Origin of the sequence: Cohaesibacter gelatinilyticus, assembly GCF_900215605.1 — a bacterium.
Classification (GTDB): domain Bacteria; phylum Pseudomonadota; class Alphaproteobacteria; order Rhizobiales; family Cohaesibacteraceae; genus Cohaesibacter; species Cohaesibacter gelatinilyticus.
In genome coordinates this window covers 190,311-205,080 of the sequence record NZ_OBEL01000004.1, presented here as the reverse complement: position 1 = coordinate 205,080, position 14,770 = coordinate 190,311, and the positions used below count along the sequence as shown (strand labels likewise).

General features: G+C 50.4%; 17 protein-coding genes. 10 read left to right on the top strand and 7 right to left on the bottom strand.

Annotated features, from left to right (window positions below; all coding sequences use genetic code 11):
- The first annotated feature begins 10 nt into the window (after positions 1 to 10).
- The 7 genes from fba (at position 11) to gph (ending at position 6,190) form a co-directional block, all read left to right on the top strand.
- Positions 11 to 1,093: a class II fructose-bisphosphate aldolase gene (gene fba, locus CRO57_RS16925; protein WP_097154663.1), complete on the top strand. Its 1,083-nt coding sequence runs from the start codon at positions 11 to 13 to the stop codon at positions 1,091 to 1,093.
- 21 nt (positions 1,094 to 1,114) lie between these two features.
- Positions 1,115 to 2,584, top strand: coding sequence for a form I ribulose bisphosphate carboxylase large subunit (locus CRO57_RS16920; RefSeq protein ID WP_097154662.1), 1,470 nt, complete (start codon positions 1,115 to 1,117; stop codon positions 2,582 to 2,584).
- A 96-nt stretch (positions 2,585 to 2,680) separates the two neighbouring features.
- Complete coding sequence (locus CRO57_RS16915) at positions 2,681 to 3,067, top strand: ribulose bisphosphate carboxylase small subunit (protein ID WP_097154661.1); 387 nt, start codon at positions 2,681 to 2,683, stop codon at positions 3,065 to 3,067.
- Between the two features lie 79 nt (positions 3,068 to 3,146).
- Positions 3,147 to 4,109: a CbbX protein gene (cbbX, locus tag CRO57_RS16910; RefSeq protein WP_097154660.1), complete on the top strand. Its 963-nt coding sequence runs from the start codon at positions 3,147 to 3,149 to the stop codon at positions 4,107 to 4,109.
- Entirely contained in the window at positions 4,106 to 4,804 is a 699-nt protein-coding gene (rpe, locus tag CRO57_RS16905) for a ribulose-phosphate 3-epimerase (RefSeq protein WP_097154659.1), read from the top strand. The genes cbbX and rpe overlap by 4 nt, the downstream gene beginning before the upstream one ends.
- Positions 4,801 to 5,502: an HAD family hydrolase gene (locus CRO57_RS16900; protein WP_097154841.1), complete on the top strand. Its 702-nt coding sequence runs from the start codon at positions 4,801 to 4,803 to the stop codon at positions 5,500 to 5,502. Before rpe ends, CRO57_RS16900 begins: the two co-directional genes overlap by 4 nt.
- A 10-nt stretch (positions 5,503 to 5,512) precedes the next feature.
- A complete protein-coding gene (gph, locus tag CRO57_RS16895; protein WP_097154658.1) occupies positions 5,513 to 6,190 on the top strand; it encodes a phosphoglycolate phosphatase in 678 nt (225 codons plus the stop codon).
- Between the two features lie 59 nt (positions 6,191 to 6,249).
- On the opposite strand, the gene CRO57_RS16890 is transcribed toward gph, so the two are convergent.
- Positions 6,250 to 6,462: a DUF2061 domain-containing protein gene (locus CRO57_RS16890; RefSeq protein ID WP_097154840.1), complete on the bottom strand. Its 213-nt coding sequence runs from the start codon at positions 6,460 to 6,462 to the stop codon at positions 6,250 to 6,252.
- Positions 6,463 to 6,586: 124 nt separating this feature from the next.
- On the opposite strand from CRO57_RS16890, the gene CRO57_RS16885 reads away from it, so the two are divergent.
- Positions 6,587 to 7,426, top strand: coding sequence for a helix-turn-helix domain-containing protein (locus tag CRO57_RS16885; RefSeq protein WP_097154657.1), 840 nt, complete (start codon positions 6,587 to 6,589; stop codon positions 7,424 to 7,426).
- A gap of 73 nt (positions 7,427 to 7,499) precedes the next feature.
- Here the strand turns inward: CRO57_RS16885 and CRO57_RS16880 are convergent, their stop codons facing one another.
- From CRO57_RS16880 to CRO57_RS16870, 3 genes are all read right to left on the bottom strand, one after another.
- Positions 7,500 to 8,957, bottom strand: coding sequence for a methyl-accepting chemotaxis protein (locus CRO57_RS16880; RefSeq protein WP_097154656.1), 1,458 nt, complete (start codon positions 8,955 to 8,957; stop codon positions 7,500 to 7,502).
- Positions 8,935 to 9,336: a hypothetical protein gene (locus tag CRO57_RS16875; RefSeq protein ID WP_097154655.1), complete on the bottom strand. Its 402-nt coding sequence runs from the start codon at positions 9,334 to 9,336 to the stop codon at positions 8,935 to 8,937. The genes CRO57_RS16880 and CRO57_RS16875 overlap by 23 nt, the downstream gene beginning before the upstream one ends.
- 165 nt (positions 9,337 to 9,501) lie before the next feature.
- Positions 9,502 to 9,948 (bottom strand): RrF2 family transcriptional regulator, encoded by a 447-nt coding sequence (locus tag CRO57_RS16870; RefSeq protein ID WP_097154654.1) that lies wholly within the window; start codon positions 9,946 to 9,948, stop codon positions 9,502 to 9,504.
- A gap of 235 nt (positions 9,949 to 10,183) precedes the next feature.
- On the opposite strand from CRO57_RS16870, the gene CRO57_RS16865 reads away from it, so the two are divergent.
- Both CRO57_RS16865 and CRO57_RS16860 read left to right on the top strand, forming a co-directional pair.
- A complete protein-coding gene (locus tag CRO57_RS16865) occupies positions 10,184 to 10,651 on the top strand; it encodes a group III truncated hemoglobin (protein ID WP_097154653.1) in 468 nt (155 codons plus the stop codon).
- Between the two features lie 20 nt (positions 10,652 to 10,671).
- A complete protein-coding gene (locus CRO57_RS16860; RefSeq protein WP_097154652.1) occupies positions 10,672 to 10,902 on the top strand; it encodes a hypothetical protein in 231 nt (76 codons plus the stop codon).
- A gap of 388 nt (positions 10,903 to 11,290) precedes the next feature.
- Here CRO57_RS16860 and CRO57_RS16855 read toward each other — a convergent pair whose 3' ends face one another.
- From CRO57_RS16855 to hydA, 3 genes are all read right to left on the bottom strand, one after another.
- Complete coding sequence (locus CRO57_RS16855) at positions 11,291 to 11,578, bottom strand: DUF1330 domain-containing protein (protein ID WP_097154651.1); 288 nt, start codon at positions 11,576 to 11,578, stop codon at positions 11,291 to 11,293.
- Positions 11,579 to 11,662: 84 nt separating this feature from the next.
- Positions 11,663 to 13,162 (bottom strand): NCS1 family nucleobase:cation symporter-1, encoded by a 1,500-nt coding sequence (locus CRO57_RS16850; RefSeq protein ID WP_097154839.1) that lies wholly within the window; start codon positions 13,160 to 13,162, stop codon positions 11,663 to 11,665.
- Between the two features lie 132 nt (positions 13,163 to 13,294).
- Positions 13,295 to 14,749 carry a dihydropyrimidinase gene (hydA, locus tag CRO57_RS16845; RefSeq protein ID WP_097154650.1) on the bottom strand — a complete coding sequence of 485 codons (1,455 nt, stop codon included), beginning with the start codon at positions 14,747 to 14,749 and terminating at the stop codon, positions 13,295 to 13,297.
- Between the last annotated feature and the right edge of the window lie 21 nt (positions 14,750 to 14,770).

Here is a 14,770-nt window from a genome sequence, read left to right as displayed (position 1 = left end):
AGAGACTTTCATGGCACTTATCACTTTACGACAATTGCTGGACCATGCCGCCGAATATTCCTATGGCGTGCCAGCCTTCAATATCAACAATATGGAGCAAGGGCTCGCCATCATGAAAGCAGCTGAGGCACTGGATGCTCCAGTCATATTGCAGGCAAGTCGTGGGGCTCGATCCTATGCTGGCGATATCATGTTGCGCCACATGGTGCAGGCGCTGGCCGAGATGCATCCCGACATTCCAGTATGCTTGCACCAGGATCATGGTAACAACGAAGCCACCTGTCTCTCAGCCATTCGCCACGGTTTTACCAGTGTGATGATGGATGGGTCACTGGAGGCGGATATGAAAACTCCGGCTTCCTACGATTATAACGTCGAGATCACCGCCAAGGTCGCTGAAGCTGCCCACGCTGTGGGGGCCTCGGTCGAGGGTGAACTCGGTGTTCTGGGCAGTTTGGAAACGGGAGAAGCAGCCAAGGAAGATGGTTCTGGTGCAGAAGGAAAGTTGGCACAAGATCAACTCCTGACTGATCCCGATCAGGCTGCAGATTTTGTATCTCGCACCAAATGTGACGCATTGGCAATCGCCTGCGGCACCAGTCATGGCGCTTATAAATTCTCGCGCAAGCCTGATGGTGATATCCTCTCCATGACTACCATTGAGGCGATCCATCAAAAACTGCCCGACACCCATCTGGTGATGCATGGCTCGTCGTCGGTTCCCCAAGAGCTGCAGGATCTGATCAACGCCCATGGTGGCGACATGCCCCAAACTTATGGCGTACCCGTTGACGAAATTGAGCGAGGCATTCGTCACGGTGTTCGCAAGGTCAATATCGACACCGATTGCCGCATGGCCATGACAGGACAGTTTCGCAAATTGGCGACTGACAGGCCCAGCGAGTTTGACCCGCGCAAATTCCTGATCCCCGCCATGGAGGAAATGGAGCGTCTGGTGCGTGATCGATACGAGCGCTTTGGAACAGCCGGGCAAGCTTCCAAAATCAAAGTAATCCCCATGGACGATATGGCTTCTCGCTATGCCGTGGGGGCATTGGACCCGACCAACACCACTGCAATTGCCGCTGAATAGAACCAACAAGAGGAGATTATCATGAATGAACTCAGCAATCCTCAGGAGATCAAGGACAAGAAGAAACGCTATTCTGCTGGCGTCTTGAAATATGCCCAGATGGGCTATTGGGATGGCGATTACCAGCCGAAAGACACTGACGTTCTGGCGCTGTTCCGCATCACACCACAGGAAGGCGTGGACCCAATCGAAGCCGCTGCGGCTGTAGCAGGTGAGTCTTCCACCGCCACCTGGACCGTGGTCTGGACCGACCGACTAACCGCCTGCGACAGCTACCGTGCCAAGGCCTACAAGGTAGAGCCAGTACCGAATAATCCCGGACAATATTTCTGCTATGTGGCCTATGATCTGATTCTGTTTGAAGAAGGCTCCATTGCCAACCTGACCGCCTCGATCATCGGCAATGTCTTCTCCTTCAAACCTATCCTTGCTGCCCGTCTGGAGGACATGCGCTTTCCGACTTCGTATGTGAAGACCTTTGCCGGCCCACCAACCGGTCTGGTGGTGGAGCGCGAGCGACTGGATAAGTTCGGCAAACCTCTGCTGGGTGCCACCACCAAGCCCAAACTCGGTCTGTCCGGCAAGAATTATGGCCGCGTGGTCTATGAAGGCCTGAAAGGCGGGCTCGACTTCATGAAGGATGACGAGAATATCAACTCCCAGCCTTTCATGCATTGGCGTGATCGCTTCCTCTATTGCATGGAGGCCGTGAACAAAGCCAGTGCCGAGTCCGGTGAAATCAAAGGTCATTATCTCAACATCACGGCAGGCACTATGGAAGAGATGTATGCCCGAGCCGAGTTTGCCAAAGAGCTTGGTAGCGTCATTGTAATGGTCGACCTGATCGTTGGCTGGACAGCCATTCAATCCATCTCCAAATGGTGCCGTGACAACAACATGATCCTGCATATGCACCGTGCGGGCCATGGCACCTATACCCGCCAGAAGAACCATGGCATCAGCTTCCGCGTTATCGCGAAATGGTGTCGTCTGGCAGGTGTTGATCATCTGCACTGCGGTACGGCCGTCGGCAAGCTGGAAGGTGATCCGCTGACCGTACAGGGTTACTACAATGTTTGCCGTGAAAGCCATAACGAGGTGGATCTGCCTCGCGGCATCTTCTTTGAGCAGGATTGGGCGGATCTGAACAAGGTCATGCCGGTTGCATCAGGTGGCATCCATGCAGGGCAAATGCACCAACTGATTGACTTGTTTGGTGATGATGTGGTCCTGCAGTTTGGTGGTGGCACCATCGGTCACCCGATGGGCATTCAGGCCGGAGCCACCGCTAACCGCGTAGCGCTGGAAGCCATGATCCTGGCCCGCAACGAGGGCCGTGACATCGCCAATGAAGGCCCGGAAATCCTGCGTGATGCAGCCAAATGGTGCAAGCCTTTGGAAGCAGCACTCGATACTTGGGGCAATATTACCTTCAATTATACCTCAACCGACACGTCCGACTTCGTGCCGACTGCAACACCAGCCATGTAACCAGACCAGCAACAAGGGGCAGCTTGCTTCGGGATCCCTAACTCGTCTGAGCGAGCTGCCTCTCACCCCGCTGATAAATCTGAAGAGGAGAGAAAGATGCGTATCACACAAGGTTGTTTCAGTTTTCTGCCTGATCTCAATGACGAACAGATCACTGCACAGGTCGAATATTGTCTGGAAAATGGCTGGGCTATCGGCGTGGAATATACCGACGATCCGCACCCACGAAATACCTATTGGAACATGTGGGGCAATCCAATGTTCGATCTGCGTGACGCCAAGGGCGTGATGATGGAACTCGATGAATGCCGCAAGGCCCATGGCGACAATTATATCCGCCTGATTGCCTTTGACGATACACGTGGTGTGGAATCGGTAAAGACTGCCTTCATCGTCAATCGCCCCTCTGTCGAACCCACCCTGCACATGCAGCGCACCGACTTTGTCGATCGTGCTCAGAAATATGCCTGGGACGTGCGATAGCACGACCCCACATGATAAGGGGCTCCAGCGCCCCTTGTCTCCCAACTTGAAAAGATTAATGAATGAGAGGGCCTGAGACATGAACATCAACAGCGATTGCCAGCCCGACCGCGAGTTGCCTCAAACAGTGGATCTGGCTGCCGAATATGAAAGCTCCGGCGTGGCGGATGTATTACGAGAACTGGACGAGGACCTGATCGGTTTGGAGCCAGTCAAGCAGCGCATTCGAGAGACCGCTGCTTTGCTTCTGGTCGACCGTGCCCGTCGTGATATGGGACTATCGACCGAAACACCAACTCTTCATATGTCTTTCACCGGCAATCCTGGCACGGGCAAAACGACAGTCGCGCTGATGATGGCCGGATTGTTGAAACGTCTTGGCTATGTGCGCAAGGGTCATCTGGTGACCGTGACCCGCGACGATCTGGTGGGGCAATATATCGGCCATACCGCCCCCAAGACCAAGGAAGTGCTGAAAAAGGCCATGGGTGGTGTGCTCTTCATTGATGAGGCCTACTATCTCTATAAACCCGACAATGAACGCGATTATGGTCAGGAAGCCATCGAGATTCTTTTGCAAGTGATGGAGAACAACCGCGATGATCTGGTTGTGATCATGGCTGGCTATGCTGATCGTATGGACAAATTCTTCGCCGCCAACCCCGGTTTTCGGTCACGCATCGCCCACCATATCGAATTCCCTGACTATACTGATGATGAACTGCTCTCAATTTCCGAGCTGATGCTCGACCAGCAGAATTATGGCTTTGATGAAGAAGCCAGAGCCGCCATGGCAGAATATGTCAGCTTACGACGCAATCAGCCTCATTTTGCAAATGCCCGCTCCATTCGAAATGCACTGGATCGCGCCCGACTGAGACAGGCCAATCGCCTCTTTGCCAGCAATAGAGGCTCGCTGGATGCCAAAGCCCTTTCAACCATTGAGCAAAGCGATATTCGCCAGAGCCGAGTTTTTGAAGGTGGACTGGATGTTGATCGACCCGTTGTCACCAAGGCTTCAACTGAGGGAGAAACCTCATGAATTTTGATCGCAATATCAAGATTGCTCCCTCCATTCTTTCTGCCGACTTTGCCAATTTCGGCAAGGAGATTGAGACCATTGAAGCACAAGGCTGTGATTGGGTACATGTTGATGTCATGGACGGTCATTTCGTGCCAAACCTGACCTTTGGCCCGCCGCTTTGCGCCGCCATCCGACCCCATATCAAGACGGTGATGGATGTGCATTTGATGATCGAACCAGTTGATCCACTTGTTGAGGCTTTTGCGCAAGCAGGATCTGACATCATCACCATCCACCGCGAGGCCAGCCCGCATATTCATCGCAGCCTGCAAGCCATTCGAGCAACCGGAGCAAAGGCTGGATTGGCGCTTAATCCGGGCACAGGTCTGGACGATGTGAAATATCTGCTGGATATGGTGGATCTCGTCTGCATCATGACCGTTAATCCCGGTTTTGGCGGGCAGAAGTTCATTCACTCCCAGATTGAGAAGATCCGTGAACTCCGCTCCATGATTGGAGATCGCCCGATCCATATCGAAATTGATGGTGGCGTGACATCTGAGACCGCCCCTCTGGTCGCCGAAGCCGGAGCGGATGTTCTGGTTGCAGGCTCCGCTATCTTCAATGGTGGCTCTGTTGATCAAGCCGATATATATGGTCATAACATCAGAGCAATTCGGGAAGCTGCTTCTGCTGCATGTGTGGCGGCATGATCAGAGCGCTGATATTTGATGTTGATGGCACCTTGGCAGAGACTGAAGAAGCCCATAGGCAAGCTTTCAATGTAACCTTCAAACAGGCTGGCCTCGATTGGCATTGGAGCAAGGAGCTATACCGGGATTTGCTGAAAGTTACGGGCGGCAAGGAGCGTATGAATGCTTATCAGGCTGGATTGACACAAGCGCATCCATTTCTCAACGAGGCTCAAATTGCAGATCTGCATCAACAAAAGACTAGGCGCTATGGCCAGATCTTGGCGGAAGGCCACCTTTCCTTGCGTCCCGGAGTGGAGACGCTGATCAATCGCGCCAGAAATAGCAACATCCGTCTTGCCATAGCCACCACAACCAATATCCCCAATGTGGATGCTCTTATCCAGTGTTGCTGGAACCTGCCAGCCCATGAAGTTTTCGAGGTGATTGCAGCCGGGGATGAAGTAGACACGAAAAAGCCAGCGCCGGATGTCTATCTTTTAGCACTTGAAAGGTTGGGTCTGGGACCGCAGGACTGCATTGCCATCGAAGACAGTCGCAATGGTGTTTTGTCTGCAAAAGCAGCCAAAATTCCGGTACTGACCGCACCAAGCTGGTATACAAGCGGTGACGATGTCTCAAAAAGCGATTGGCTGGTTGAAGATTTGACAGATCCGCTGATAGCGCAATTGCTTGGGACACAATTGGTGACGGCATGAAGAGACAAAAATGACAAAAGCAATTGTTTTCGATTTGGACGGCACTTTGATCGATAGTGCCCCGGACCTGCATCAGGCCAGCAACCGCTTGCTCGCTGATTTGGATACAGAGCCTTTGTCGCTGGAAACCATCCGATCCTTTGTTGGCAATGGAGTGCCCAAACTGGTCGAACGGGTTTTGAAAGCACGCGATCTTTATAGAGATGAAGCTCGACATGCTTCCATGGTCACACAGTTTCTGGCGCATTATGATGCAGCTTTGCATGACAAAACCGTGCTTTATCCCGGTGTTGTCGATTGTCTTGATGCTCTGAAGGCTCAAGGTTTCTCCATCGGCATTTGCACCAATAAGCCGGAAGCACAAACCCGTGCTATCGTCAAAGGACTGGATCTGGAACGGTTTGTCGGTGCCATCATTGGTGGCGACAGTTTACCGGTAAAGAAACCTGCAATCGAGCCACTGCAGGAAACACTCCGTCAACTGGGGTTAGGTGTAGCTTCATCATCAGATGATGTGATTTATGTCGGTGACAGCGAGGTCGACGCAGCCACAGCAAAGGCAGCTGAGATTCCATTTTTCCTGTTTACAGACGGATATCGAAAATCACCAATAAACCAGCTACCACACACAGTAGCCTTCAATGATTATGCCGAGTTGGAATATCTGATCAATAGTAAATGGTCCTGATAACCAAATCCGAGGTTCGTCTTATTGGTCGGTCAGAACCAAACGAACTTTGAGATTTGCTACAAGGAACGTGTCGCACGTCCCCATTTAATCTTGGACCAAATCACTTCATGCATGAAATAGAACCCAAAGCCTATAGCCGAACTCACAAGTGCAATGCCACCTCCGGCAGTCAGGGAACCGGTGAACAGATAGCCAACCAGCGTCATGGAAAAAAGCCCCAATACTTGCCAAGTAATTGATTTGATAAATATTCGATAGGAAGTATCCAAATTTTCACCCGCATCCTGTTGCAAAATATATCCAACTGTTACCTAAAAAAATTTATGTTGGACATTTGGTATTTGCGCTGCAATAATTCCACTTTGCAGATTTAAGTCTGCATAGGTGATAAAAATGGACAAACGCGATAGAGCCGATATTTTTAGAAAACGTCTATCGGATGCGATGGACGTATCAGGTTTATCACGCAGTCATTTAGCACGCTTGACGCATGTTGATCGCTCCACAATCGGACAACTCCTCAACAAAACATCGCCTCGCCTTCCAAACGGTCAATTGGTTGCTGATTTGGCCGCTACATTGAGCGTCAGTATTGATTGGCTTCTTGGTTTGACAAATCGCCCGGAAAGCCCTGGTGATATTATAGCGGGGGCTATGGCGCTAAGTCCGGCAGAACGCACTGTTGCAGATGCGCAATTGCTCGACTGGCATCAGGAAGCAACTGGTTACAAGATACGTCATGTTCCAGCAACACTACCCGATATTCTGAAAACCGAACGGGTGTTGAATTGGGAATATCCGTCTTTCGAGAACCAAAACAGCACACAAATGGTGGATTCCATTCATCCTCAGCTCAATTGGCTGCAAACACGGCAATCGGACTATGAAATTGCCATCCCACTACATGAGCTTGAAGCCTGTGCCAGAGGGATTTCCTATTATGCAGATCTGGATGAGGATATTCGACGGGAGCAGTTACAGTTTATCGCACAGACTTGCCGAGACATGTTTCCACGTCTGAGGCTCTTCCTGTTTAATGCTCGTAGAGTTTTTAGTGCCCCTATCACCATTTTCGGACCCAAACTTGCCGTCATATATGTGGGACAATGCTATCTCGCATTTCGTGAGGCAGATCGAGTAAACTCGCTAACCGATCATTTTGATTGGTTGGTTAGAGAAGCGGAAATTGACGCTCGTCACGTAGCAGAACATATTGAAAATCTGATTGATTAAATATTCCGTTGCCAAATACGACAATGGCCAAAGCTTTTGCACACTTGGCCATTGTCGAGATCTACCTCAGTCTCTAGGCAGCCTTCACATCCGTAAGAAACTTCATCACTTGCTCCTTCAGACGATTGGCTTCGTCAGAGACTTCCTTTGAGGCCAGCATCACTTGCGACGCAGAATCAGACGTAGAAGAAACTGAAGTCGTTACATTTGCGATATTGGAATGCACCATGTCCGTACTGTTCGCTGCCTGCTGAACACTTTGGCTGATTTCCTGCGTTGCACCACCTTGTTGTTCCACTGCTGTGGCAATGGAAGTGGTATATTCATCCACCTGCTGCATGGTTTCCGCAATTTTCTCAATCGCGCTTACCGCATCCTTGGTGGAAACCTGAATATCGCCAATCTGGGAGGAAATTTCTTCAGTAGCCTTGGAGGTCTGGTTCGCCAATTCCTTCACTTCCGCCGCCACAACGGCAAATCCCTTACCCATATCGCCAGCACGTGCAGCTTCAATTGTAGCGTTCAAAGCCAGAAGATTGGTTTGCTCGGCAATATCCTGAATGAGGGTTACGACCTGCCCGATGCGTTGAGCAGCAGTATCGAGACTGGAGACTTTCTCATTGCTGTTCTGAGCTGAAACGGTGGTTTGCGAAACAATGGCCTTGGTCTGATGCAGCTGACTATTGATATCTGCAATCGACGCTGACAATTCTTCTGCTGCGGTTGCCACCACACCAACAGAACTGGCGGCTTCTTGTGAAGAGGCTGAAATACCGTTGGATTGCTCCAGAGTATGTTGCGCCATGGAGCTGAGCGACTGCGCAGTCTGTTCCATAGCATCACTGTTGGTTGTAACTTGGCCCAAAGACTGTTCGACAGTTTGCTGGAAATCTTCGATCAACTGATCAACTCTGGTGACCCTTTCCTGACCTTCAGTCTGGACCATTTTCTGCTCAGCCAACAGATCTGTTGCCTGAGCTTTGGCCGTATTGGCTTCTTCCACAGCTTTGGTGGAAGCATCGATGGCAGCGGACAGACGCGAAGTCAGCCAGATCAATGTGCCGGATTGGAGAACCAGAATGACAGCGTGCATGACAACCCGTGTGAAATCACCACCACCTGGAAAGACTGCCATTGGGTAAACAAAGTTCAATACCAGATGATGAACTGCAACCACGGCCGTTCCCACCAGAATGGCACGCCAGCAACACCAACCGGCCAATACCGCCATGGCGGCAAAGAAATACATATGCCAATCAATCTGGTAAGGATGACCGGAAAAAATGAAAACAATCAAAGCCACCTGCGAGGCCAATGAAATGGCGCTGATATCGCGGGTCAGAACACTGCAACCTGATTGACTAAGCGAGAAGGTTGTGGCACCGGCTGCCAGTGTGGAAATTACCACGGCAACCCATCCAGAAGCACCCGACATAGTCAAAGCCATAAGCCCTGCAAATGCGGTATTCAGCCATAGCAAGCCTACAACAACCTTGGAAAATTGCTGTCTAAGTGTTTGTAAGTCGTGCATTCTTGAAACCCTTGATCCTGTCGCGGAGAGGCGAAATGGTTAGTACCGATTGTTTGGATGGAGAAATTGGATTGGGAAAACAGGCTGAAAAGAGACGCCCGCTGCCAACAAACAGGGCACCAGCCCGATAGAGTTCATTCACAAAATCGGGATCGGATGAACTGGCCAATGCAATCCATGGCCAGGACCCGGAATTCATCAAATATCCACCAGCCCGGGCAATGACTTCCACCGCATGAGAGCTCTCCGAACCAGGGAAGACAAAAACGACAACAGTGTCTGTTTCTGATTGTGGTAGAGCGGTGAGCAGAAAGATGCTTACGGTCAGACATGCAAAGACCGTAAAACTGATCAAATTCTGGCGGTTTCTAGTTGACATCACCCAGTGCCCACTTGACGAAAAGCTTGATACCGAGACTGGAGAATTATGCTTTATTTTTAGTTAATGATCTGTCAGCAAATTAGGATGCAAACTCATCAATCTGTTAAATTGGCATCAGAAATGGTCCGATACGGCTGGAAGAAGAATAGGGCTTGCATCCTGTCAATCAAAAGACATGGTCAGAGCTTCGGGCACAGGCAAATCAGCAATTGCAGCTTCAATCGTCATCCCATCCAACACTGAAAGAAATGCACTGGAGGCTTTGTTCATCAATGGCTTCAGCCTGCAAGCAGGAAGAAAGCAGCAATTCTTGGTTTCCGCTGAACCAGTCCGCAAACATTCCACAACAGCAAAATCAGCTTCCACTGCTCGCACGACATCTCCGACGGAGATATCTTTGGCAAAGCGCCCCAACCGAAAGCCACCACCCCGCCCCCTGACGGTTTCAAAAATACCTGCTCGCGCCAACTGATTGACCAGTTTCATGACATGACCCTTGGAAAATCCCTGTTGTTGGACAACTTGATCAATCCGATGAATCACATCGGGTTGCATGGCGCATTGCATAACGAGACGAAGGGCAAAATCGCTTGCCTGATTAAGACGCATAGAGCTTCTCCAAAGATATATACAATATATATCATAAAGATTCGCCTAAATCATCGGCAAAATTCTGATAGCTCATAAAATCATCAAGACATTGATCTAAAAGGAAAATTTCCCATAAATCGAATTTTCGCATCAGGACAACATAAGGTTTCTTCATAAAACATATAAATTATATATTTCTTTTTAAATCCACTCATGATAAAGATATATTCAAAATAGATGTTAAGAGGATGACATGACCACATCTGACTATATCTTGAACCGTATTCCAGTCCATCCTTCCATTACGGAACAGCAGATCTCGGATCTCGTCGAGCTTTTCTATATGCGGGTGCAGGATGACGAACGATTAGGCCCGGTTTTCACGGGTCGCCTTGATGGGCGCTGGCCGGAGCATCTGACCAAAATGAAAGATTTCTGGTCCTCAGTCTTACTTCGCACTGGACGCTTCAAAGGCAGGCCTATGCCTGCTCACATGCAGTTGTCGGAAGCACAATCGGAAGACTTCCGCATCTGGCTTTCCATCTTCCGTCCAACGGCCCAGGAAATCTTCGAACCTGAAGCCACACCACTCGTCGTGGAGGCCGCTGAACGGATCGCTCAAAGCCTATGGATGGCGATGTTTGGATCCCCTTTTGATACCATTCCAAACTGGATAAACGCACAGGAGCATCACCCTCATTATGCGCGAGAAGCATCCTGAGTTGGAAAAGGAGATATCCCATGTTACCCGCAATAGTCCTGATCGCAGAAGGCTTGGTCGCGATCTGGTTTCTTCTATTTCTAACCCTTATCACCAGCGGTTATCTTGAAGGAAGATCCTATGGTATTGCCAAAAAAACTCCTCTTGAACGTGCCTTCCTGAGACATGTCAGGATCTTCGTGGTCGTCGGAATTTCAGTCGTCGTTTTGATGTCAGTAAGCGAAATTTCCGGTCTAACCAATTTCTCCTGAAAGGGATCAATGTTATGAGCTTAACCAAGTATCTTCCTGCTCTATTTGTCTGGGCTATTGTACCAGCACCCTTATGGATATGGCTGGTCATTGCCCTTATTCTATAATTTCACGCTCGAATAGCAGCTCCCCGGCTTCGAAACTTTGGTCCAGATAAAGCAAGTATCGAACTCGGCACAGGGTCGGCATGCATCCTCCAAATCAGTCTTGAGAATGTATGCCGGCTCTTTTTATCGAACGCATTCTTCCTGTTGATTGTATTTAACGAACAAAAAGCACAGCAATTCTCTTCTGGCAGCAGTTGACAAGCCCGACATCTTCACCACCGCCTGGTAAACAAACAAGGCTCCCTTGCCAATCCTGACACTGGACCTTTGCCTATAGAAACTTAGGCGCCTTCCACAATCATGATGTTGGCAATGCCTGCATCAGCTCGATGCTTTTTTGCGGCTTGGTATTGCCCACTGTTATAGCAAGCCAAAGCCTGTTCCATGCTTTCGAACTCGATGACCACATTGCGTGGATGCCCTTCCCCTTCCAGCTGCTCCACCGGTCCGCCACGGGCAAGGACCTTGGCACCGAACTGCTTGAAGGCCTCGGTTGCACCTGCTGCGTAAAGGGCATAGGGGTCAGGATTGGTGACAGTTACATGAGCGATCCAGTAAGCCTTTGGCATTGTTCTACTTTCTTTTGAGAGTTGACGAAAAAGGGCGACAACAATGTGCCGCCCTATATCAGCATTTTTTAATTCTGAACAGAATTACTTGTTCAGTACCTTGCTCAGCACCAGATAGGCGATACCTGCTACAAACAGACCGACGAACCATGCATAGGTATAGATGGTCGCAAAAAATGGCGATGCGCCAGAGCTAAGGCCCACACCAGCCAGGAAGCCAGGCAAGTTTGGTAGGATACCGATAATCAACGCGCCAATACCGGCCCAGTTCCATCCGTTGGAGCCGGAATAAATACCATTGGCGCGGAACAGATCTGCCACAACTAGCTTTGTTTTACGCAGCAGATAGTAGTCGGCCAACATGATCCCTGCGATTGGACCCAGCAGAGCAGAATATGCAATCAACCAACCGATGATGTGATTGACCAGAATCCATGGGAACATGGCAAGACCAATACCTGCAGTGATATAACCACCCAGACGCAGATTGATACGCTTTGGTGCCAAGTTGGAGAAACCGTGCGCAGGTGCTACGACGTTGGCGGCCAGGTTGGTGGTCAGGGTTGCGACCACAAGTGCAGCCAAGGCGATGATAATGCCAAATCCACCCATGCGCTCAGCAAGTTGGATCGGATCCCAGATGGGCTCACCGAAAATCACAACCGTGGAAGACGTCACGGCAGATGCGATGAAGGCAAACATTGCCATCGGGATTGGCAGACCAACCAGCTGGCCGAGGAACTGATCCTTCTGGCTCTTCGCATAACGGGTGAAATCCGGAATATTCAGTGCCAAAGTCGCCCAGAAGCCAACCATACCGGTGAGGCTTGGCCAGAAGACTGCCCAGAATTGACCTTCTTTTGGCTGGCCGGCATCAAATGCGCTTGGAGTGGACAGCATTTCGCCAAAACCACCAGCTTTCAAGTAAGCCCAGACAAGAAGAGCAACGCCCATCAACAGCAGGAATGGTGCGGCATAGGTTTCCAGCCAACGGATAGATTCCGTACCGTTTTTGATGAACCACAAATGCAACACCCAAAAAGCAACAAAGCAGACAAATTCTGCCAGATTGATGCCCAGAACCGGCAAGGCGTCACTAGCCAGAGCTCCATCCATCAAGGTGTTGAGGATCACATAGATCGCAGATCCACCAACCCATGTCTGAATACCGAACCAACCACAGGCAACAATACCACGGGCGACAGCCGGGATCTTCGCACCGGTTGGGCCAAAGGACGAACGCAACAAGACCGGGAAAGGAATGCCGTATTTTGTTCCAGCATGTCCGACCAGAACCATTGGAATCAAAACAATGGCGTTGGCGAGCAAGATGGTGGTTACAGCCTGATCCCAGGACATCCCTGCGCCAATCAGATATGAGGCGAGTAGATAGGTCGGAATACAAACAACCATACCGACCCAAAGCGCAGCAATGGAAACCCAGTCCCAGGTACGGGCTTGGGTAGAGGTCGGCAATTGATCTTCGTTATAAAGTTCTGCATCAATTCCATCAATTTTCTGATGGACGATACCAAATTCATCTGTAGTGAGATTCTCACCCGAAGAGGCGACTGTCTCGGACATTGGAATAGCTCCCATTTAAAGGTTTGTGCCGGCAAAGCCCTCTGATTGTTTTGTGATTTTCCTCACCGGGCACAGGATAGTTTCCAACGCGCCAATTCATTCGGTACGCTGGTATTATGGTCATTTCTCGGGTCAGACTCCCGCAGGCATATTTTCTGCCTTGCGCTCGACCTTGCGCGGGGCAGTAATCTCTTTCCATTGAGAAAGGGCTTTGTTGACCGCCGGGTAGGCATCGCGACCAATGAATTCGCCAACACCCGGCTCCGTCTTAATGGTGCTTTCTTCAATCGCGACACGGCCACGGGTCAGAGTAAAGCGTGGCAAGCCAACGACTTCCTTACCCTCAAACACGTTATACTCGATGACAGATTGCTGAGACTTGGACGTGATGGTCTTGGAGCGGTTCGGATCCCAAACCACCAGATCGGCATCAGCACCTTCCAGAATGGCCCCTTTGCGCGGATACATGTTCAGGATCTTGGCAATATTGGTAGAGGTGACCGCCACAAACTCATTCATGGTCAAGCGACCAGTACGCACACCGTAGGTCCAGAGCATAGGCATGCGATCTTCCAGACCACCTGTACCATTTGGAATTTTGGTGAAATCACCAATACCAAAGCGCTTTTGCTCGATAGTGAAGGCACAATGATCAGTCGCAACCACCTGAAGCGATCCTGACTGCAAGCCAGCCCAGAGGCTATCCTGATGTTGTTTGTTTCGAAATGGCGGTGACATCACCCGCTGCGCTGCATGATCCCAATCAGGATTGCGATATTCGCTGTCATCAAGAGTCAGGTGCTGGATCAATGGCTCACCAAAGACACGCATGCCTTTCTGACGTGCCCGGCGAATGGCTTCATGGGCCTGCTCACAGGAAGCATGCACGATGTAAAGAGGCACACCTGCCATATCAGCAATCATGACAGCACGGTTGGCCGCTTCCCCTTCCACTTCCGGCGGACGTGAATAAGCATGAGCTTCAGGACCATTATTGCCCTCGGCCAGCAGTTTTTGCTGCATGGTGGCAACCACATCGCCATTTTCAGCATGCACCAATGGCATGGCACCCAAGGCTGCACAGCGCTGGAAGGATGCGAACATCTCGTCATCATCGACCATCAATGCGCCTTTATAAGCCATGAAATGCTTGAAGGTGTTGATCCCGCGATCCACCACTTCGCTCATTTCATTGAAGACCTGCTCGTTCCATGACGTGATGGCCATATGATAGGAATAATCAGAACAGGCCAGACCTGATTTCTGCTGCCAGATAGCAAGAGCCTCCAGCAAGGATTGTCCTGGATTTGGCAAGCAGAAGTCGACCACCATGGTGGTGCCACCAGCCAGCCCCGCACGCGTGCCACTTTCAAAGCCATCAGCGGAATGTGTGCCCATGAAAGGCATTTCCAGATGCACATGAGGATCGATACCACCGGGCATCACATAACACCCCGTTGCATCCAGCACTTCATCACCGGACAGATTTTTGCCGATTTCGACGATTTTATCGCCCTCAACCAGAATGTCGGCTTCATAGGTCAAATCTGCCGTGACGATTGTGCCACCTTTGATAACCTTGCTCATTTGAACCTCCCTTAATATTGG